This window comes from Streptomyces sp. MMBL 11-1 (assembly GCF_028622875.1).
GTDB lineage: Bacteria > Actinomycetota > Actinomycetes > Streptomycetales > Streptomycetaceae > Streptomyces.
In genome coordinates, this window is sequence record NZ_CP117709.1 from 1871132 (window position 1) to 1891306 (window position 20175).

The 20175-nt window shown below is 71.5% G+C and carries 12 protein-coding genes; 3 read left to right on the forward strand and 9 right to left on the reverse strand.

Going from position 1 to position 20175, the window contains the following annotated elements:
• Position 1: 1 nt before the first annotated feature.
• Complete coding sequence (locus PSQ21_RS07995) at positions 2-1084, forward strand: PDR/VanB family oxidoreductase (RefSeq protein WP_274029721.1); 1083 nt, start codon at positions 2-4, stop codon at positions 1082-1084.
• 56 nt (positions 1085-1140) lie between these two features.
• On the forward strand, positions 1141-1866 hold the full coding sequence (locus PSQ21_RS08000; RefSeq protein ID WP_274029722.1) for a TetR/AcrR family transcriptional regulator: 726 nt from the start codon (positions 1141-1143) through the stop codon (positions 1864-1866).
• Between the two features lie 21 nt (positions 1867-1887).
• On the opposite strand, the gene PSQ21_RS08005 is transcribed toward PSQ21_RS08000, so the two are convergent.
• The 9 genes from PSQ21_RS08005 to PSQ21_RS08045 form a co-directional block, all read right to left on the reverse strand.
• Positions 1888-2592 carry a DUF2470 domain-containing protein gene (locus PSQ21_RS08005; RefSeq protein ID WP_274029723.1) on the reverse strand — a complete coding sequence of 235 codons (705 nt, stop codon included), beginning with the start codon at positions 2590-2592 and terminating at the stop codon, positions 1888-1890.
• A gap of 127 nt (positions 2593-2719) precedes the next feature.
• Complete coding sequence (locus tag PSQ21_RS08010) at positions 2720-4972, reverse strand: ATP-binding protein (RefSeq protein WP_274029724.1); 2253 nt, start codon at positions 4970-4972, stop codon at positions 2720-2722.
• Between the two features lie 181 nt (positions 4973-5153).
• A complete protein-coding gene (pulA, locus tag PSQ21_RS08015) occupies positions 5154-10472 on the reverse strand; it encodes a pullulanase-type alpha-1,6-glucosidase (RefSeq protein WP_274029726.1) in 5319 nt (1772 codons plus the stop codon).
• Between the two features lie 79 nt (positions 10473-10551).
• Complete coding sequence (locus PSQ21_RS08020; protein ID WP_274029727.1) at positions 10552-12285, reverse strand: carbohydrate-binding module family 20 domain-containing protein; 1734 nt, start codon at positions 12283-12285, stop codon at positions 10552-10554.
• A gap of 441 nt (positions 12286-12726) precedes the next feature.
• A complete protein-coding gene (locus tag PSQ21_RS08025; RefSeq protein WP_274029728.1) occupies positions 12727-13782 on the reverse strand; it encodes a LacI family DNA-binding transcriptional regulator in 1056 nt (351 codons plus the stop codon).
• Positions 13767-15443 carry a glycoside hydrolase family 13 protein gene (locus tag PSQ21_RS08030; RefSeq protein ID WP_274029729.1) on the reverse strand — a complete coding sequence of 559 codons (1677 nt, stop codon included), beginning with the start codon at positions 15441-15443 and terminating at the stop codon, positions 13767-13769. The genes PSQ21_RS08025 and PSQ21_RS08030 overlap by 16 nt, the downstream gene beginning before the upstream one ends.
• A gap of 113 nt (positions 15444-15556) precedes the next feature.
• Complete coding sequence (locus PSQ21_RS08035; protein WP_274029730.1) at positions 15557-16435, reverse strand: sugar ABC transporter permease; 879 nt, start codon at positions 16433-16435, stop codon at positions 15557-15559.
• Entirely contained in the window at positions 16432-17451 is a 1020-nt protein-coding gene (locus tag PSQ21_RS08040) for a carbohydrate ABC transporter permease (RefSeq protein ID WP_274029731.1), read from the reverse strand. The genes PSQ21_RS08035 and PSQ21_RS08040 overlap by 4 nt, the downstream gene beginning before the upstream one ends.
• 19 nt (positions 17452-17470) lie before the next feature.
• Positions 17471-18742: an extracellular solute-binding protein gene (locus PSQ21_RS08045; protein ID WP_274029732.1), complete on the reverse strand. Its 1272-nt coding sequence runs from the start codon at positions 18740-18742 to the stop codon at positions 17471-17473.
• Between the two features lie 346 nt (positions 18743-19088).
• On the opposite strand from PSQ21_RS08045, the gene PSQ21_RS08050 reads away from it, so the two are divergent.
• Positions 19089-20132 carry a LacI family DNA-binding transcriptional regulator gene (locus tag PSQ21_RS08050; protein WP_274029733.1) on the forward strand — a complete coding sequence of 348 codons (1044 nt, stop codon included), beginning with the start codon at positions 19089-19091 and terminating at the stop codon, positions 20130-20132.
• Positions 20133-20175: the final 43 nt, after the last annotated feature.

The following is a 20175-nucleotide window of genomic DNA, read 5'->3' on the forward strand; positions in this document are numbered from 1 at the left end:
CATGGCGCTGCTCCGTCCGCGTACCGTCGTGCTCGTCTCCGGTGCCGCCCTGCTCGCCCGGCGCGCCCTGAGACGCCGGATCGCCCGGTCCCCGCTGTGGCCGCTGCCCGCGCTGCCCGAGCCGATATCGGGCCACGCGAAGCGCCGTACGACCTCGGCCCGCCGACTGCTGATCACCGGGCGGACCGTGGTCGCCGACGGGGTCGTCCAGCTCCGGCTGGAGGGGGCCGGCCTGCCGCGGTGGGAGCCGGGGGCCCATCTGGAGCTGGTGCTGCCGTCCGGTCTGGTGCGGCCGTACTCGCTGTGCGGTGACCCGGAGGACACCGGTGCGTACACGGTGGCGGCCCGGCTGGTGGAGGACGGCAGGGGCGGTTCGCGGGAGGTGCACGAACAGCTCCGGGTGGGCCGGGAGATCGAGGTGCGCGGGCCGCGCAACCGCTTCCCGCTGACCGAGGCGGGGAGTTACGTCTTCGTCGTGGGCGGCATCGGGATCACCCCGGTCCTGCCGATGCTGCGGGTGCTGGCCGCGTCGGGGGCCGACTGGCGGCTGCTGTACGGGGGCAGGTCACGGGGGTCGCTGCCGTTCCTGGACGAGATCGAGTGGCTCGGCGCGGACGCGGGCCGGGTCACGGTCGTCGCCCAGGACGAGGCGGGCCACCCGGACGTCGCGGCGGCGCTGACCGGTCTCGCCCCGGGCACGGCGGTCTACTGCTGCGGCCCCGGGCCGCTGATGGACGCGGTCGCCGCCGCGCTCCCGGCGGGGCACCCCCTGCATCTGGAGCGGTTCTCGGCCGCGACGGGGGAAGCGGCGGGGCCCGGTTCCGGGGCGTTCGAGGTGGAGTTGCGGCGCACCGGGCGCACCGTGCCGGTCGCGGCCGGGCAGTCGGTGCTCGCCGCTGTCCGCGCGGCGGCGCCCCAGGTCGCGTACTCCTGCGAGCAGGGGTTCTGCGGGACCTGTCAACAGCGGGTCCTGGAGGGCGAGATCGATCACCGGGACGATCTGCTGACCGACGACGAGCGGGCCGACTCGATGCTGATCTGCGTCTCGCGCTGCCGCGGCGGGCGTCTCGTTCTGGACCTGTAGGGCGGGGTGTGGGCCGCACGCGCGGGCAGCGCCGCGGCCCCGGATAGGCTGTCCGTATGACGACCGGGGTGCGACGCAGGATGGGCGTCGACGAGCGCAGACAGCAACTGATCGGCGTCGCACTGGACTTGTTCAGCCGCCGCTCGCCCGATGAGGTGTCGATCGACGAGATCGCTGCCGCCGCGGGCATCTCCCGTCCGCTGGTGTACCACTACTTCCCCGGGAAGCAGAGCCTGTACGAGGCGGCGCTGCGGCGGGCCGCGGACGAGCTGGCGGCCCGCTTCCTGGAGCCGCTCGAAGGGCCCTTGGGTGCGCGGCTGCTGCGGGTGATGGGGCGGTTCTTCGATTTCGTCGACGAGCACGGCCCCGGCTTCTCGGCGCTGATGCGGGGCGGGCCCGCGGTCGGTTCCTCGACGGCGAACGCCATGATCGACGGGGTGCGGCAGGCCGCGTACGAACAGATCATCACGCACCTCGGGGTGGCCGAACCGCCGGCCCGGCTGGAGCTGGTGGTCCGCTCCTGGGTCTCGCTCGCCGAGTCGACGGCGCTGATCTGGCTGGACGGGCGGCGCATCCCGCGCGCCGAGCTGGAGACGCAGCTGGTGCACGACTTCGCCGCGCTCGCGGCGGTCAGTGCCGCCCACGACCAGGAGATGGCGGGCATCGTGCTGCGGGTGCTGTCCCAGGAGCCGCCGGACGGCCCGTTCGGGCAACTGCTGGCCCGGCTCTCCACGTTCCTCCCGGACGTGTCCGCCGTGCCCGCGCAGCGCCTGCCGCGCTGAGCCCCCCGGCGGGAAGCGGGGTCAGGCCGGCAGACCGTTGCGGTGGGAGACCCGGCGGGCGGCGGCCAGCAGGGCGTGGATCTGCGGGCCCGCCTGGTCGATCTCGGTGACCGGGCGGGGGAACGACAGCCGCACGTCCTCGTGGGCGCCGGGGTATTCGAGCCGGAGGGTCACCCCGAAGCGGTCCATCGCCAGCGGAACGGCTCGCGTCATGCCGCGCTCCGGGCGGGGGTGGACGAGACGCAGGAGCAGCGGGACGAGTTCGGCGTGGTCGTCCACCAGATGGGTGAGCATGCCCGCCTCGCACGCGGCGATCGGATCGCTCTCCACCTCCTCCAGCTCCTCCAGGGAGACGAACGTGCGCCCCTCGGCGTCCTCCAGGACGGCCTGCCCGAACTCCATGCAGGTGCTCTGCCCGGTGTCGGCGCGGTACGGGGCGGCGAGCAGCCCGGTGACCGTGACGCGGGCGCGCAGCCGGTCGCGTACGGGGGTGGGTGCGATGTCCGTGAACTCGAGGCGGGCCGGGACGCGTTCGGCCCCCGGACTGTGGCCGCCGTCGTTCGGGGCGTGCAGGTGGATGTGGCCCATCGCGCCCGTGCCGTCGAAGCGGCGGACTTCGGTGTGCAGTCCGTCGCTGACCACGGTCATGGAGTGGGCGACCGCCAGGATCGACCGGACGCGCTCGGCGCGGGTCGGCCGCGTGGCGCGGGGGCGGGAAAGACGCATCCGGGTTCTCCAGCAGGGGTCAGCGGAGCCCAAGCGGTTACTTAGGTATGCCTAACCTTACTCACATGGGCCCGGGTGTGGGTAGTCCGGGCACTCCACCGGCGCGCGGGTCCCCCTCGCGCCCGGGTCAGAGCTGCAGCTCGGTACGGAGCGCGGCGGCGAGGCCGACCTCCGCGTTGTCCGACTGGCCGCGCTCGAAGGCGCGCCGGTAGGCCTCGTCGCCCACGGCCTCCCGCGCCTGGAGCTCGCACCTCTCGCGGACCGGCCCCAGCTCGGGTGTGCCGCGCTGGGGATGGCCGACCATGCGCCAGTACGCGTGTCCGGTGCCGTAGACGCGGGCGGCCTGGGCGCCCGCGCCCTGGGCGGCGATGGCGGCGGCCAGGATGTCCAGGCCGAGCGCGATGCCGAAGCTGTCGCGGAGCCGGTGCTTGCCCGCGAGCATCGACCGGGCGTGCGCGGCGGAGGCCGCCGGGCGGCCCTGGAGCAGGGCGATCAGGGCGAGCTGGTAGTCCGCGTAGGCGCGGGTCCAGTGTTCGCCGCCGCGTTCGCAGGCCCGGCGCAGCGCGGTGGCCGCCGCCTCGGACTCGGTGAGCCGGCCCAGCGCGGTGAGCGCGAAGACGGTGATGAGGTGGCAGCGCATCCGGTGGGCCGAGTCCGCCGGGACGCTCTCGGTCATCCGCAGGACCCGCCCGGCCGCCTCCAGGGCCGCGGCGGGCTCCCCGGTCATCAGCTGGGTGAGGCCGGAGAGATAGGCCGCGCCGAGCATGCCCTCGTCGTCCCGGTCGTACAGGGCGCGGGTCGTGCAGAGCGCGCCGTACTTCTCCGCGGTCGCGAAGTCGCCCTGGAGCAGCGCCGAGACGCCGAGGACCCATTGCAGCCTGGTCCGGTGGGGCCCGTCGACGGGGCCCGCGTCCAGGGCGCGCCGGGCGTAGCTCCGGGCCGCGGAGAGGTGGCCGCAGCAGGCCCAGAAGAAGCCGACGCGGCCCGCCATCTCCTGGGCGTCGGCGACGTCGTGGGCGAGCAGGTGCTCCAGGGCGGCGCAGAGGTCGAGGTGGGTGTCGGACACCTTGTGGTACCAGGACACCTGGTCCGGGCCGGTCCATCCGTCGTGGGCGCGGCGGGCGAGGCCGAGGAAGCTTCTCGCGTGCCGGTCGGCGGCGGCGCGGGCCTCGCCCAGCTCGGTGAGCCACATCCGGCCGTACTCGCGGAGGGTGTCGAGCATCCGGTAGCGGTCGCCGTCGCGCTGGACGACGCTCTGGGCGACGAGGCCCTGGAGCGCCCGGTCCACCTCGTCCGGGGTGAGCGGGCCGCCCGCGCAGACCTCGCGGGCGACCGCCGCGTCGAAGTCGGTCCGCAGCGGGGTGAGGCGGGCCCACAGGAGGCGCTCCAGCGGGGTGCACAGCTCGTGGGACCAGCCGATGGCGGTACGCAGGGTGCGGTGGCGGCGGGGCCACACCGTCGCGTCGGCGAGGAGGTCGAGGCGGGCCGTGCCCGGATCGCCGTCGGGGCCCTCGATCCCGTCGAACGCGTCGAACCCGTCCGGCCCGGGCGTTTCGCCGGAACCCGGTGCGCCGTCTCCACCGGGTGCGCCGATACCGGGGGCTTCGATACCGGGTGCCCCGGCGTGGGGGGCGAGGGCGAGGCCGCCGCTCCGGCCGGGCACGCCGAAGCCGGCGCTCCGGGCGTCGAAGCGGGTGCCGATCCGGGTGGCGAGCTGGGCCACGCTGTGCCGGCCGATGCCCGCCGCGGCCAGTTCGATGGCGAGGGGGATGCCTTCGAGGCGGCGGCAGATCTCGGTGGCGGCCGCCTCGTCGCCGGGGGCGTCGAGGCCGGCCCCGGGGTCGGCCGCGCGCAGCCGGTCGGTGAAGAGCTGGAGGGCGTCGGGCGCGCCGTCGACCGGGAGCGGCGGCACCTCGACGACGTACTCGCCCCGGGTGCCGAGCGGCTGCCTGCTGGTGACCAGGACGGTCAGGCCCGTCGAGGTGGTCAGGATCTCGGCCAGCAGATGGGAGCAGGAGCCCCGGAGGTGCTCGGCGGAGTCGAGGACGAGCAGCAGGTGCTTGTCGCCGAGCCATTCGCAGAGCGCTTCGACGGGCATCCGCAGGGCGTGGTCGGCGAGTCCGACGGCGTCGCAGACGGTGGGGAGCAGCAGCCCGTCGTCGGAGAGCGGCGAGAGGTCGGCCCACCACGCGCCGTCCGCGTAACGGTCGGCGGCGGCGCGGGCGGCCCGGACGGCGAGCCTGGTCTTCCCGACGCCTCCGGGGCCGATCAGAGTGGTCATCCGCCGGGTGGCCAACGCGGTTCCCAGCCGGGCCAGTTCGGCCCGCCTCCCGACGAAGCTGCTCGTCTCCTCGGGAAGGTATCCCACCTTGGTCATCATCACCGTCCGGGCGCTCGGGCAGGGTGCGCCGACGAGCCGACCGCCCCGGGCGGGGCTCCCGCCGCACGCACCGGGCCGGTCCCACTCTCCCTGCCGGGGAGAGTGGGACCGGCCCGGTGAACCAGGACGGCTGTCGCGGCTCCATTGCCGACGTCTGCCGTCACCGTAGTGCCGCCCGAGGTCAGCGCAGCGCGAAGACGGCCACCGTGCGTCCCGGGACGGTGAAAGTGGCCGATTTCCCGTCGTACCTGGCTCGTTTGACGGTAGGGTCCGCGCCCTTGGCCTGGACGGGGTGCAGTGCGTACGTCCTCCCCGCCGGGGCGGCGAGCCGCTGGTCGGCGGTGGTCGGCGCGGCGTTGAGGACGACGACCAGCTCGCCGAGGCGCATGGTGATCACGCCGGGGGTCTCGGCCGTGCCGGAGAGCGGGAAGGACAGGGCGGACTGCACCTGGCCGGCGGTCCGCAGGGAGAACTCCTTCTCGGTACTGCGGATGGTGAGCAGGTCGCGGTAGGCGGCCGAGGCGCCGTCGATCTGCGCGCAGTCCGGCGCGATGGTGCCGGTGGCGGCCAGGAGCGGCTTCGCGTACGCCCACTTGTCCTGGTTGTCGGCGGCGGGCGGCAGGCCCCGGCCGAAGCCGTTGCCGTCGCGGCAGTCCCAGTGCAGGGCGTTGAACCAGTCGCCGCTGTCGTAGGAGTTGCGGTCCAGGGACTTGGAGCGCAGCAGGTCGGTGCCCGCCTGGGAGAGCGAGGGCCCCTGGGAGAGGACGGAGGCGGCCATGGCCACCACCTGGGCCCTGGCCCGTCCGGCTGCCGTGGTGTCGGCCGGGAGCTTGAAGGCGAGGGCGTCGAAGAGGGTCTCGTTGTCGTGGGCGTCGGAGTAGGCGAGGGCGTCGCCGGGTGCGGCCGCGTATCCGGCGGGCGCCCCGTTGTAGTCGACCTCGGAGCCCTTGACCGTGCGGCCGGAGGTGTCGGTGAAGGTGTAGTCGGCGAGGTTGCCGGTCAGGCCGACCTTGATCAGGTCCTGGTAGTGCAGCAGCCGGGCCTTCTGCTCGGCGCGGGTGCCGTTGGCCGGGGAGGCGTTGGGGTCGGTGTAGAGGCCGCTGGCGAAGCCCTGGACGCCGGGGTCCTCGTCGAAGGGGCCGCCGCCGCGCACGGCGTCGCGGGCCCGGTCGGAGAAGGTGGCGATGCCGGTGCCGGCCATGTTCTTCTGGGTGGCCTGGACGAAGCGGGCGTCGTCCGCGATCTCGCCGAAGTTCCAGCCCTCCCCGTACAGGATGATCTTCTTGCCGTCGACGCCGTCCTTCGCGAGCGTCAGCCCGTCCAGCGCCTCGCGGACGGCGAGGATGTTCTCCTTGGGGTGGTGGCCCATCAGGTCGAAGCGGAAGCCGTCGACCTTGTACTCCTTCGCCCAGGTGACGACCGAGTCGACGACGAGCTTGCCCATCATGGTGTTCTCGGGCGCGGTGTTGGCGCAGCAGGTGGAGGTGGCGACGCTGCCGTCCTCCAGGAGCCGCTGGTAGTAGCCGGGGACGATCCTGTCGAGGACCGACTTGTCGTCCTGCCCGGAGGCGACGGTGTGGTTGTAGACGACGTCCATGACGGTGCGCAGTCCGGCCCGGTTGAGGCCCTGCACCATCTGCCGGAACTCGACCGTGCGCCGGGTGCCGTCCGGGTCGGAGGCGTAGGAGCCCTCGGGGACGGTGTAGTGCAGCGGGTCGTAGCCCCAGTTGAAGCCGTCCTTGGCGGCGGCCTTGCTGACGCAGGCCTGCTGCTCCTCGGAGTCGGGGGCGTAGACGTGGAGATCGCAGGCGGGCTGCTGCTGGTCCTTCTTCTTCTCCGGAATGGTCCCGATGTCGAAGACGGGCAGCAGGTGGACGTAGCTGGTGCCGGAGTCGGCGAGCTTCTTCAGGTGCCGCATGCCCGTGGACCGGGAGTCCGTGAAGGCCAGGTACTCACCCGGGTGGGCCGCCGTGCGGTCCGTGACGGAGAAGTCGCGGACGTGCAGTTCCTGGATCTGGGCGTCCCGCAGCGGGGTGGCGGCGGGCTTCCTCAGACCGGACCAGCCGCGCGGGGCGAGCTTCGGGTCGGTGAGGTCGACGACGAGGCTGCGGGCGGAGTCGGCGGTCAGGGCCGTGGAGTAGGGGTCGGTGACCTTGTTGGTCACCATCTTCTGGACGGTGGGGGCCCAGACGGTCACCGCGTACCGGTAGGGCTTGCCCCGCCAGCTCTTCTTGCCGGTGACCGACCAGACGCCGGTGCGGTCGTCGCGCTTCATCGGGTGCGTACGGCCGTCGAGTTCGAGCGAGACCGTCCGGGCGGTGGGGGCCCACACGGAGAGCGTGGGCCTCGACTTGCGGAAGACCGGGCCGAGTTCGGCGGAGGCCGCCTTCTTTCCGTAGAGGTCGTCCAGGATGCCGGCGGTCTGTACGCCGGTGGCGGCGAGCAGGGCGCCGTTGGCGGCGCGCTGGGTGGCGATGAGCTGGCCGCGCAGGGAGGCGCGGACCCGGTCCCGGTCGCGGGCGTCCACCGTGAACGCCGGGTAGTCCTTGAGGTGCGGGTGCTTCGCCTTCTGCGCGTCACTCAGCGCGGACCGCGTGAGCCGCAGCCACCGGCCCTCGTCGGAGAGCGCCCCGTCGACGACGGAGATGCCGCCCTCGGGCGCGTACACGAGCTGCTGACTGGTGGCGTCGGTGGCCTTCACCTTCCAGACGACGGTGTCCTTGTCGATCCACTGCGCCTCGGCCTTCGACAGGTCGGGGGCCGCGCCGCCGCCCGTCTGCGGGAGCAGGTAGCCGGGCTTGCCGCCGAGAATCCAGACCTCGTGGCCGTAGGTGGCGAGGTCCAGGGACTGGTCGCTGGGCAGGTCCTTCTCGTCGCCCTTGTGCAGGATGTAGCTGAGGGTGGTGGCCCCGTCGACGAGCGGCACCTCGAAGGTGACCCCGTAGGCGTCCTTCCTCACCGGCATCAGCGGCTTGGACCAGTCGGTGGGCTCCTTGGCCCCGGCCCAGGTGTGCAGCCCCCAGCCGTCGTAGTCCCCGTCCGGGCGGTGGTAGTTGAGAACCGCCTTGCCGGTGTCCTGCGGCGGGGCCCCGGGGGCTTCGGCCCGCTGCCCGTCCTTGCCCTGCTCGATCCAGACCTGTCCGGTCACGCCGAGGTCGATCGTCCGCCGCGGGCCGTCGGCCGTGCCGTTCTTCTCGACGGTGTACGGGACGGAGTCGGCGCCCTCCTCCAGGTCGATCCAGGCGAACGCGCCGAAGGCGTCCCGCCCGATGAACTCGGCCGTCTTCTCGCCGGACTTGAGCTGCCATCCCTCGTAGTCGCCGTCGGGGCGCTGGTAGTGGACGACCGCCCGGTCGCGCTCGACGGCGACGGGCTTCGGCTTCGGCGGGGTCGCTCCGGCGGTGGTCGAGGCGTGAGCACCGGAGGTGCGGCCCACCCGGTCGACGACAACGGCCTTGTAGCGCAGCGGGGTTCCCGCCTCGACCGTCTCGTCGAGGTACTGGGTGACCTTGTACGGGGCGTGGTCGGCCGAACCGAGCGTCTTCCACTTCCCGTTGCCCACCTGGGCGGCGAAGACGACCCGGTTGAGCTGTCCGCCGTCCACGTCGGCGGTGATCTCGACGGTGCCGGTGGCGCCGGCGGCCGGGGCCTTCAGCGCGATGGCCGGCTCGGCGGCCGGGGAGGAGACCGGCCGGTCGGCCTTCAGCACGATGCTGGAGAGGGCGGGCACGGTGACGGTGACCCGTTTGTCCTTGCCGCTGCGGACCGCGCCGGAACCGCCGTACAGCGTACGGAAGTCCATGCCGGCCGACTCGGTGGTGAGCTGGACCTGGCGCGGGCTCGTGCCGTTGTTGGAGGCGACGAGGTATTCGTACGGGCGCCGGGTGTCGATGCGCGAGGTGGCGTACACCGAGCCTTCCGCGAACCGCTCGGTCTGGGTGCCGTCGCGCAGCGCCGGGTGGGCCTTGGTGAGCTCGGAGAGGGCGGCGATGGAGCGGTAGACCGGGTGCTTGGTGTCGTACGCGTCCGAGGCGTGCGTCCGGTCGGTGCCGAGCTGGTCGTCGTCGAGGTAGTCGGCGGTCTCCGAGGCGAAGAGCGTCTGACGGGAGTCCTTGTCGCCGCCGGCTCCGGTGAAGCCCTGCTCGTCGCCGTAGTAGACCACCGGGTTGCCCCGGCCGAGGAACATCAGCTCGTTGGCGAGCCGGGCCCGCTTCAGCAGTTCGGCGTCGTCGGCCTTCGGGTTGTCCTGCTTCAGGAAGGTCCCGATACGGCCCATGTCGTGGTTGCCGAGGAAGGTGACCTGCTCGTAGGCGTTGGCCTTGTCGGTGGTGTAGCGGTAGTCGTTCCCGTACACGGAGGCGAGCCGGCCGGCGGGCGCGCCCTGGGAGGCGAACTGCCGGGCGGCGTCCTGGAACGGGAAGTCCAGGGTGGAGTCCAGGCGGCCCCGGGTCACGTACGGGGAGGTCACCTCGGTGTCGGCGGAGTAGACCTCGCCGAACATGAAGAAGTCGTCCCGGCCGCGCTTCGCGGCGTACGCGTCCAGCGCGGTGGCCCACTGGGTCCAGAAGTCCAGGTCGACGTGTTTGACGGTGTCGATGCGGAAGCCGTCGATGTCGAAGTCGCGGACCCACTTCTCGTAGATCCTCTCCATGCCCTTCACGACCTCGGGACGCTCGGTCCACAGGTCGTCGAGGCCGGAGAAGTCGCCGTACTCGTTGGACTCGCCGGCCCACGTCGAGTCGCCCCGGTTGTGGTACATCGTCGGGTCGTTGAGCCAGGAGGGGACCTTCTCGCCGGTGCCGGGCGTCTGCACCGGGGTGTACGGGAAGGAGTCCTCGTCGACCTCTCCGACGCCGTCGCGGTCGTCGAAGGGGCGGCCGTCCTCGTCGAGGTAGGGGTAGGCGCCCTTGGGCTGGTAGCCGTAGGTCTTCTCCGCGTAGTCGACGGTGTCGGCGGTGTGGTTGGTGATGACGTCGAAGAAGACCTTCATGCCCTTGGCGTGGGCCTTGTCGATCAGCCGCTCCAGGTCGGCGTTGGTGCCGAAGTGCGGGTCGACCTGGGTGAAGTCGGTGATCCAGTAGCCGTGGTAGCCCGCCGACGCGTCCTTGCCGGTGCCCTGCACGGGCCGGTTCTTGAAGATCGGCGCCATCCAGATGGCGGTGGTGCCGAGGCCCTTGATGTAGTCGAGCTTCCGGGTCAGGCCCTTGAGGTCGCCGCCCTGGTAGAACCCCTTGTCGGTGGGGTCGTAGCCGTGCTCCAGCCGTGAACCGGTCAGCCCGCCCCGGTCGTTGGAGGCGTCGCCGTTGGCGAACCGGTCGGGCAGGACGAAGTAGAACTGCTCGCGCGTGAGGTCGTGCCGGTCCGCCTCACGGGCGAGCTTCGCGTCCGACGGCGGGGCCGGCGGCCGGGGCGACGCGGCGGCGGTGGCCGCCGGGACGACGGGCAGCAGCGCCGCGCACAGGGCGGCCACCGTCCATCGTCCGAGGATGGTTCGGGACACGGATGGTGCTCCTCGGGGCTTGATCGGGTGCGGAGGCGGGCCGGTGGCGATGCCACCGGCCCGCTGCGAGGGGTACGGGTCAGCCGCGCCAGACGTCGGCGGTCAGCGTGACCTTGCCGGAGGCCGGAACGGTGGCGGTGCGGTTGGCGCCGCTCTCCCAGGTGACGTTGCCGGCGGCGTCCTTGCGCACGTACTTGTAGGCGAACGTGGTCCCGGCGGGCAGGTTCACGTCCAGCTTCCAGACGGGGTACGCCGCCGGGTCGAGCTTCGGGGCGCTCGCCGGGTTCCAGTTGCCGAGGGCGGCCTGGTCACCGGTGACGTGGATGTTCTGGCCGGGCCGGGTGGTGGCGTTGACGCCGAAGGAGGCGCCGGTGGTCCCGTTGCCGGGGTCCGGGTCGGGGTTCGTACCGCCTCCTCCGCACGTCCGGGCGCCGGTGTGCAGGGCGACGGCGGTGCCGGCCGGGACGGTGGCGGTGAACTGGCCGGAGCCGTTGACGCTCACCCCCTTGCCCGACTGGACGTCGCAGTAGTCGCCGGCGGGCAGCGAGCTCTGGAAGGTCCGGTTCAGTGCGGAGCCCTCGTGGTTGATGGCGACGTACGCCTTGTTCCCCCGGCCGAAGGCGATCTGGTCGCCGCCGTTGTCCCACCAGTTGGTGACTGCCTGGCCGCGTGCGGTGTTGCGGAAGCCGACCATGGAGGAGATCTCGCGCCAGGCGTGCTGGCACTTCCAGCCGTCGCTGTAGCAGGCGTTCACCTGGCCGCCGTTCGGCGGTCCGGCGTCGTGGTCGCTGAACTCGTAGCCGGAGTGGACGTCCGGGGAGCCGTAGGGGTAGGCCAGCATGAACACGCTGGCCAGGGTGTAGGCGGAGCCGTATCTGTAGCTGAGGGTGTCGCCGCCGCGCTCGGTGTCGTGGTTGTCGACGAAGACGGCCGACTTGCCGGACTCCATGAAGCCCCAGCCCTCGCCGAAGTTCTTCAGGTGGGCGAGGTTCTCGTTGAGGAAGACCTGCTTGAGGCTCCGCCCGTACCGGAACTCCTGGACGTCTCCGCTGCCCAGGTACTCGGAGGGCGAGACGGCCTCGCCGGCCCCGAAGATCGCCTCGTGCTTCCAGTAGACGTTCGGGTCGGCCAGCCGGGACTTGATGTTGGCGAGGTCGCCGGCGGGCATGTGCTTGGCGGCGTCGATCCGGAAGCCGTCGACGCCGAGCGAGAGCAGGTCGTTGAGATAGCCGGCGATCCTGCCGCGTACGTACTCCTCGCCGGTGTCCAGGTCGGCCAGGCCGACCAGTTCGCAGTTCTGGACGTTGCCGCGGTCGTTGTAGTTGTTGCCGATCTCGGTCCGGCAGTTGTCCATGTCGGCGCCGGAGTAGAGGCCCGGGTAGTCGTACTTGGTGTACGCGGAGCCTCCGGTGCCGGTGCCGCTGCCCGCCGACATGTGGTTGATGACGGAGTCGGCGATGACCTTGACCCCGGCCGAGTGACACGTGTTCACCATGGCGGAGAAGGCGGCCCGGTCACCGAGCCGGCCGGCGATGCGGTAGCTGACGGGCTGGTAGGACGTCCACCACTGGCCGCCCTGGATGTGCTCCTGGGGCGGCGAGACCTGGACGTAGCCGTAGCCCGCCGGACCGAGGGTGTCCGTACAGGCCTTGGCTATGGAGGCGAACTTCCACTCGAACATCACGGCGGTGACGTCCTTGTCGCCCGGAGCGGCGGCCTGTGCGGTGCCCGTGGCGCCGAATCCGGTGGGGACGACGAGGGCGGCGGCGCCGGCCGCCAGGGCGAGCGCGGCAGACAGGGGCCTGCGTGCCATGTCTTTCCTCCTGCGGGTGGGGGAAGCGGGGATGACGGTGCAGCCTCGGTCGGCAACGCGCCGTGCCCTCAAGGCCCTTGAAGGTTCTTGCTGCAAGAATGCAAACCTTGCCGCGGAGCAGACCGTACGAGCCCTCCCGTCGCCGGTCAACCCTTTGGACATCCCCCGCTCACATCCGCGTAACAGCGGAGTTTTCTTCCTGGCCCCGTCGCGATTTCTCGTTGCAAGGCCTTTCGCAAGATATTGCGGGCCTGTTACGTTTCATCCCGACTCCGGTCCGGTCGGCCGGGGGATCCGGCACCGCTGCGCGTCGTCGGACCCCACGCGCCCGGCCGGCCGGGCCGGTCACGGCAAGAGAGGCACCCGGAGTCGCCACAACTCCCCGCCGGCCCTTCCTGGGCCGACTCCTGGTGCCTCTCCTGTACGTGTCCCTCCCGGGTCCTACGCGCGTACCGCCGCCGTGGAGCCCCGTACGACCAGCTCCGGCTGGAAGACGTACTCGGTGCGCTGCACCGGGCTGCCCCCGATCTCCTCCAGCAGCGCGCCCACGGCGGCCGCCGCCATCGCCTGCACGGGCTGGCGCACCGTGGTCAGGGGCGGGTCGGTGAACGCGATGAGCTGCGAGTCGTCGAAGCCGACGACCGAGACGTCCCGGGGCACCTCCAGGCCCCTCCCCCGGGCGGCGCGCACCACGCCGAGGGCCATCAGGTCGCTGCCGCAGACGATGCCGGTGCAGCCCGCGTCCAGCAGGGCGCCAGCCGCCACCTGGCCGCCCTCGACGCTGAACAGAGTGGAGCAGACGAGCAGTTCGGCCTCGGACCGGTCCATGCCGAGCAGCGAGACGGCCGCCTCCACGAACCCGTCGCGCTTGCGGCGGGAGGGGACGTAGCGCTGCGGGCCGATGGCCAGGCCGATCCGGCGGTGGCCGAGGTCCGCGAGGTGCCCCAGGGCCATCCGTACGGCGGCGTTGTCGTCGGGCGAGACGAACGGGGCACTGATGCGCTCGTTGTAGCCGTTGATCAGGACGAACGGCACGCCGCGCTCGGTGAGCGCGGCGTACCGGCCCGGGTCGGCGGAGGTGTCCGCGTGCAGCCCGGAGAGGAAGACGATGCCGCCGACGCCACGCTCGACGAGCTGCTCGACGAGCTCGTCCTCCGTCGCACCGCCCGGCAGCTGGGTGCAGAGCACGGGGGTGTAGCCGTGCCCGGCCAGCACCTGTTCGACGGACTGCGCGAACGCCGGGAAGATCGGGTTGGTGAGTTCGGGCGTCACCAGGCCGATCAGTCCGGCGCTGCGCTGCCGCAGCCGTACGGGCCGCTCGTAGCCCAGGATGTCGAGCGCCGCGAGCACCCGCTGACGCGTGGTGTCCGCGACGCCCTGTTTCCCGTTCAGGACCCGGCTGACCGTCGCCTCGCTGACCGCCGCCTGTCCGGCGATGTCGGAGAGGCGGGGCGCCGCCGCGGCCCTGGGCGCGGGCAGTGTCACACCGTCCACCACACCGTGGTGTCGGCGGGCAGCTCGGCCTCGGCGCCGTCCACGGTGACCGGGGAGCTGGCGAGCAGCACCCGGCCGCGGGCGGCGATGCGGACGGGGGTCCCGGTGGTGTTGACGGTGCAGACGAAGCCGGGGCGGGAGAAGACGAGGACGCCCTCGGGGCCGTCCAGCCACTCGACGTCCGTGCCGGCGCCGAGGCCCGGGTGTTCCCGGCGGGCGGCGATCGCGGCCCGGTACAGCTCCAGGGTGGAGCCCTCCACGCCGGTCTGCGCCTCGACGGACAGCTCGCCCCAGCCGGCGGGCTGCGGGAGCCAGCTGCCGCCGTCGCCGAAGCCGTACGAACTGCCCTCGCGGGTCCACGGGATCGGGACGCGGCAGCCGTCGCGGAACCCGTCCTGGCCGTCGGCGCGGAAGAACGAGGGGTCCTGGCGGGCCTCGTCGGGCAGGTCGGTGACGTCGGGCAGGCCGAGCTCCTCGCCCTGGTAGACGTAGGCGGAGCCGGGCAGGGCGAGCATCAGCAGGGAGGCGGCGCGGGCCCGGCGCAGGCCCAGCTCGCGGTCGCCGGGGGTGCGGATCTGGGTACCGAGGCCCGGCGGGTTGGCGAAGCGGGTGGCGTGCCGGGTGACGTCGTGGTTGGAGAGCACCCAGGTGGTGGGCGCGCCGACCGGGCGCATCGCGGCGAGCGAGGTGTCGATGACCTTGCGCAGCTCGGCGGCGTCCCAGGCGGTGGCCAGGTACTGGAAGTTGAACGCCTGGTGCATCTCGTCGGGGCGCACGTAGTTGGCGGTGCGCTCGACGGTCGGGGTCCAGGCCTCGGCGACGGCGATCCTCTCGCCCGGGTACTCGTCGAGGATGGTGCGCCAGCTGCGGTAGATCGCGTGCACGCCGTCCTGGTCGAAGAACGGCATGACGTCGTTGCCGAGCAGCTTGAGCTGGTCGTGGGAGCCGAGGTCGGGCAGTCCCTCGGCCTTGACGAGGCCGTGGGCGACGTCGACCCGGAAGCCGTCGACGCCCATGTCGAGCCAGAAGCGCAGGATGGAGCGGAACTCGTCGGCGACGGCCGGGTGCTCCCAGTTGAAGTCGGGCTGCTCGGGGGCGAAGAGGTGGAGGTACCAGTCGCCGGGGGTGCCGTCCGGGTTCGCCGTACGGGTCCAGGCGGGGCCGCCGAAGATGGACTCCCAGTCGTTGGGCGGGAGTTCGCCGTTCGCACCCTTTCCGGGGCGGAAGTGGTAGCGCTCACGCAGGGCGGAGCCGGGGCCCTCGGCCAGGGCGCGCTTGAACCACTCGTGCTGGTCGGAGGAGTGGTTGGGGACCAGGTCGACGATGACGCGCAGCCCCAGGCCGTGCGCCTCGCGGATCAGCGCGTCGGCGTCCAGCAGGTTGCCGAACATCGGGTCGATGGCCCGGTAGTCGGCGACGTCGTAGCCCGCGTCCGCCTGCGGGGAGGCGTAGAAGGGGCTGAGCCAGACCGCGTCGACGCCCAGGTCCTTCAGGTGGGGCAGGCGGGCGGTGACGCCGGCGAGGTCGCCCATGCCGTCGCCGTTGCCGTCGGCGAAGCTCCGCGGATAGACCTGGTAGATCACCGCGTCCTGCCACCAGCCGGTGCGGTGGCCCGGGGCGTCGTCGGACGTGCCGGTGGAGGGGGCAGCGAGGTGCTGGGTCATGTCGTCCCTGGGGTGTCTGGGTGGGGAGCGGCGCCGGGGACCGGGTCCGGGTTTCCGGCGCCGCCGTGACGGGTGCGGTGGTGCGGGTGCTGGTGCGGGTGGCCAGGGGTCTCTCAGCCCTTGACCGCTCCGGCGGACATGCCGGTGACCAGGTGCTTCTGGGCGAAGAGGAACACCAGGGCGGCCGGGATGGCGATGAGCACGGAGGCCGCCGTCATGGGGCCCCACTGGGCTCCGTACTGGTTGACGAACTTCTGGAGTCCGCCGGCCAGCGTGAGGTTCTCGTCGCCGACCAGGAAGGCGGAGGCGTACGCCACTTCGCCCCAGGCGGTGATGAAGGAGTAGAACGCGGTGACCGCGAGGCCCGGCTTGGCCAGCGGCAGGATGAGCCGGAAGAAGGTGCCGAACGGGGTGAGGCCGTCGACCTCGCCCGACTCGTCGATCTCGCGCGGGATGGTGTCGAAGAAGCCCTTCATCATCCAGGCGCAGAACGGCACCGAGATGGTGAGGTAGGTGATGACGAGTCCGGTGGGCTGGTTGAGCAGCCCGAGGCTCGACATGATGTTGTAGATCGGCACGATGAGGACGGCGACCGGGAACATCTGGGTGATCAGCAGCGTCCACATCAGCCCGCGCTTGCCGGGGAAGCGGAAGCGGCTCACCGCGTATCCGGTGGTGGCGGCGACGAAGACGCCGATCACGGTGGAGAGCGCGGAGATGATCACGGAGTTGGCGAACCAGTTGAGGAACTCCGTGTCGCGGATCAGGTTCGTGTAGTTGACGAACGTCGTCTCGCGGAAGAAGTCCGTGGTGGTCGCGAACTTGGCGGGCTTGAGCGAGGTCAGCAGGACCCACAGCACCGGGAAGACCGCGATCACCGAGGCGATGATCAGGGTGAGGTGCAGGGCGACGGAGGCGAGCGGGGAGCGTTCGCCGCGCAGCCGGACCTTGGGGGCGCCGTGCCGGGCGGGGGTGTCGGTCGCGGTGGTCACCAGTTGTCTCCCTGGGAGCGCAGGACTCGCCGGTAGACGACGGCGAAGAGCATCAGGAGTACGAGGATCAGCACGCCCCAGGTGGAGGACTGCGCGTAGTCGCGCGGGCTGATCTCGAAGGAGAACTTGTACGCCTGGGTCACGAGGATCTGGGTGGCCTCGCCGGGTCCGCCGCGGGTCAGCAGGAAGATCACCGGGAACATGTTGAAGGTCCAGATGGTGGAGAGCAGGACCACCGTGGTGGAGACCGGGCGCAGTCCGGGCAGCGTGATGTGGCGGAAGCGCTGCCAGGCGGTGGCGCCGTCCATCTCGGCCGCCTCGTACTGCTCGGAGGGGATGGACTGGAGTCCGCCGAGGAGGGCGACCATCATGAACGGGATGCCGAGCCAGACGTTGACGGCGATGACCGCGAACTTGGCCCAGGTCGGGTCGTTGAGCCACGGGACGGCGTCGATGCCGGCGCCACCGAGGATCTTGTTGAGCAGACCGCGCTCCTCGTTGTAGAGGAAGCGCCAGGCGAAGACGGAGACGAAGCCGGGGATGGCCCAGGGCAGGATGAGGGCCATGCGGTAGGCGGAGCGTCCGGCGATGCGGCGGTTGAGCATGTTCGCCAGGGCCATGCCGAGGACGAACGTGACACTCACGCAGGAGACGGTCCACACCAGCGTCCAGCCGAGCGTGCCGAGGAACTGCGAGCCGGTCAGCGCGTCGATGTAGTTGTCCGCGCCGATGAACTCGTAGGTGGCGGGGATCTCGTTGACTCCGATGGAGCGGGCGACGTTGCGCTCGTCCGCGTCGGTCATCGAGAGGTAGATGCCACGGACCAGCGGATAGCCGATGATCACGCCGATCACGATGACGACCGGGGCGACCATGGCCCAGGCGTACCAGTGGACCGACAGGGCCCGCCTCAGACGGCCGGGCTTCGGTGGTGGGGTGCCAGTACCGCGGCTCCGGCCGCGGGCGAGGTCTCCGCCCGCGGCCTTCACCACCGACTGGCTGGTGTGGACAGCCATCAGTCGGCCAACCTTCCTGTTACTTCCAGCCCTTGAGGAGCTTGCGGTAGGAGTCGCCGGTGGCCTTGGCGGCCTTCTCCGGCGTGGTCTGGCCGGTGAGGACCTTGGTGTACTCGATGCGCAGCGGCTCGAAGAGGCTGCCGCCCTCGGGGATCCAGGGGCGCTCGACGGCGGTCTCGACGACCGGCTTGAAGAAGCCGACGATCTCGCTGTCCACGGCCTCCTGCTTGGCGTACGCGGAGGTGCGGGTGGGCAGCAGGTTCAGCTCGCCGGCAGCGGTGGCCTGGCTGTCCACGGAGGTCATGTACTCGACGAACGCGTAGGAGGCGTCGAGGTTCTTGGAGCCGGCGTAGACGGCGAGGTTGTGGCCGCCCTGCGGGGCGCCCTGGGCGGCGGAGCCGGCCGGGACCGGGGCGACGCCCAGGTTGTCCTTGTCCGTGAACTCCTTGCCGGTCAGGGTGTCGGCGACGGCCCAGGGGCCGTTGATCATCATCGCGACGTCGCCGTTCTTGAACGACTGCATCATGTTCTCCCAGCCGTCCGAGGCATCCGTCTTCGCGGTGCCGTCGTCGACCAGGGCCTTGACCGCCTCGAACGCCTTGACGCCCTCGGGCTTGTCGATGGTGACGCTCTTGGAGGAGGCGTCGACCATGTCGCCGCCCTCGCCGTAGAGGAAGGAGAGGAAGTAGTAGGGGTCGTCGCCGCGGAGGTAGAGGCCGGTCTTGCCGGTCTTGTCCTTGATCTTCTCGGCCACGGTCTTGAGGTCGTCCAGGGAGGCGGGCGCCTCGACGCCGGCCTCCTTGAACAGCTTCTTGTTGTAGAAGACGCCCATGGAGTCGATGACCTGCGGGACGGCGTACGTCTTGTCCTCGTACTTCGTGGACGCGACGGCCTGCTTGAGGAAGTCGTCCTGGTTCTTCAGGGCGGGGGTGCCGTCCAGCGGGGCCAGGTAGCCCAGGTTGGCGAAGTCCGGCGTCCAGGCGACCTCGGAGCGGATCACGTCGGGGGCGCCGTCGCCGGCCTGGGCGGCGTTCTTGAACTTGTTCTGCGCGTCGCCGAAGGGCACGTTGACGTACTTGACGTCGACCTTCGGGTGCTTCTTCTCGAAGCCCTCGGCCAGCTTCTTGAAGACCTTGTCCTCACTGCCGACGCTGGAGGTGTCCCACCAGGTCACCGTGCCGGAGAGCTCGCCCGAGCTCTTGCCGCCGCCGGACTCGTCGTCGCTGCCGCAGGCGGTCGCCGCGAGCGCCAGGGCCGCGACCAGGGCGGTGGCCGTTATGCCACGTCGCATCTGAACTCCTTCAACTGCCGTACCGCTCCGTCGCGGCGCCGGGTCGACGTGAACGTAACAAGGATGAAAGACGACCGAAAGACCTTGCGGAAGATTTCTGCAAGCCCTGGTGATCGTTACATTCGCGTGTCCTCAAGGTTGCCGTCAAGCCCCTTGACTCCAGCCCTTCGTCGCTGACAGGAGCAGGCGGGACACGGTCTGCCCGCAGTGTGACGATCCGACCGCAGCCCGCGTCCCGGGGCCGCAAGTCCTTGCAAGGCGTTGCCGGAAAGCGCTCCGGCCCCCTCCTCCGCACCACCCCGCACACAGTGGGCAATCCGACACGGGCCCGGTACAGTCCCATCCCATGACCGCACGGCTTGCCGATATCGCAACTCAGGCGGGGGTCAGCGAAGCAACGGTCAGCCGGGTCCTGAACGGCAAGCCCGGAGTCGCGGCGACCACCCGCGAATCCGTCCTCGCGGCGCTCGACGTCCTGGGGTACGAACGCCCGGTGCGGCTGCGCAGGCGCAGCGCGGGACTGGTCGGCCTGATCACCCCGGAGCTGGAGAACCCGATCTTCCCGGCGCTGGCGCAGGTCATCGGCCAGGCGCTGACCCGGCAGGGCTACACCCCGGTGCTGGCGACCCAGACGCCCGGCGGCTCCACCGAGGACGAACTGACCGAAATGCTGGTGGACCGGGGCGTCTCGGGCATCATCTTCGTCTCCGGGCTCCACGCGGACACCTCGGCGGACACGCAGCGCTACGAGCAACTGCGCGGCCAGGGCGTCCCCTTCGTCCTGGTGAACGGTTTCTCCGCCAAGGTGCAGGCGCCGTTCATCTCGCCGGACGACCGGGCGGCGGTGCGCCTCGCGGTGACCCACCTGGTGGCGCTGGGGCACACCCGCATCGGCCTCGCCGTGGGCCCCAAGCGCTTCGTGCCGGTGCTCCGCAAGATCGAGGGCTTCCACGCGACGATGCGGGAGCAGCTGGGCCTCGCCCCGGACGAGGTGGAGGAGTTGATCCAGCACTCTCTGTACACCTTGGAGGGCGGCCAGGCCGCCGCCTCCGCCCTGATGGAGCGCGGCTGCACGGCGGTCGTGTGCGCGAGCGACATGATGGCGCTCGGGGCGATCCGGGCAGCCCGCCGGCTGTCGAAGGACGTGCCGCGCGACCTGTCGGTCGTGGGCTACGACGACTCGCCGCTCATAGCGTTCACGGACCCGCCGCTGACGACGGTCCGGCAGCCGGTGACGGCGATGGGCCAGGCCGCCGTCCGCACGCTCCTGGAGGAGATCGGCGGAACCCCGGCACCGCACAGCGAGTTCGTCTTCATGCCTGAGCTGGTGGTTCGCGGCTCGACGGCGTCGGGTCCCGCAGGCGGCTCAGGGTCGGCCCCTCGTCCTTGAGGCGCACGATGTGCGACCGGAACCCGACCGTAGGATGATCGGG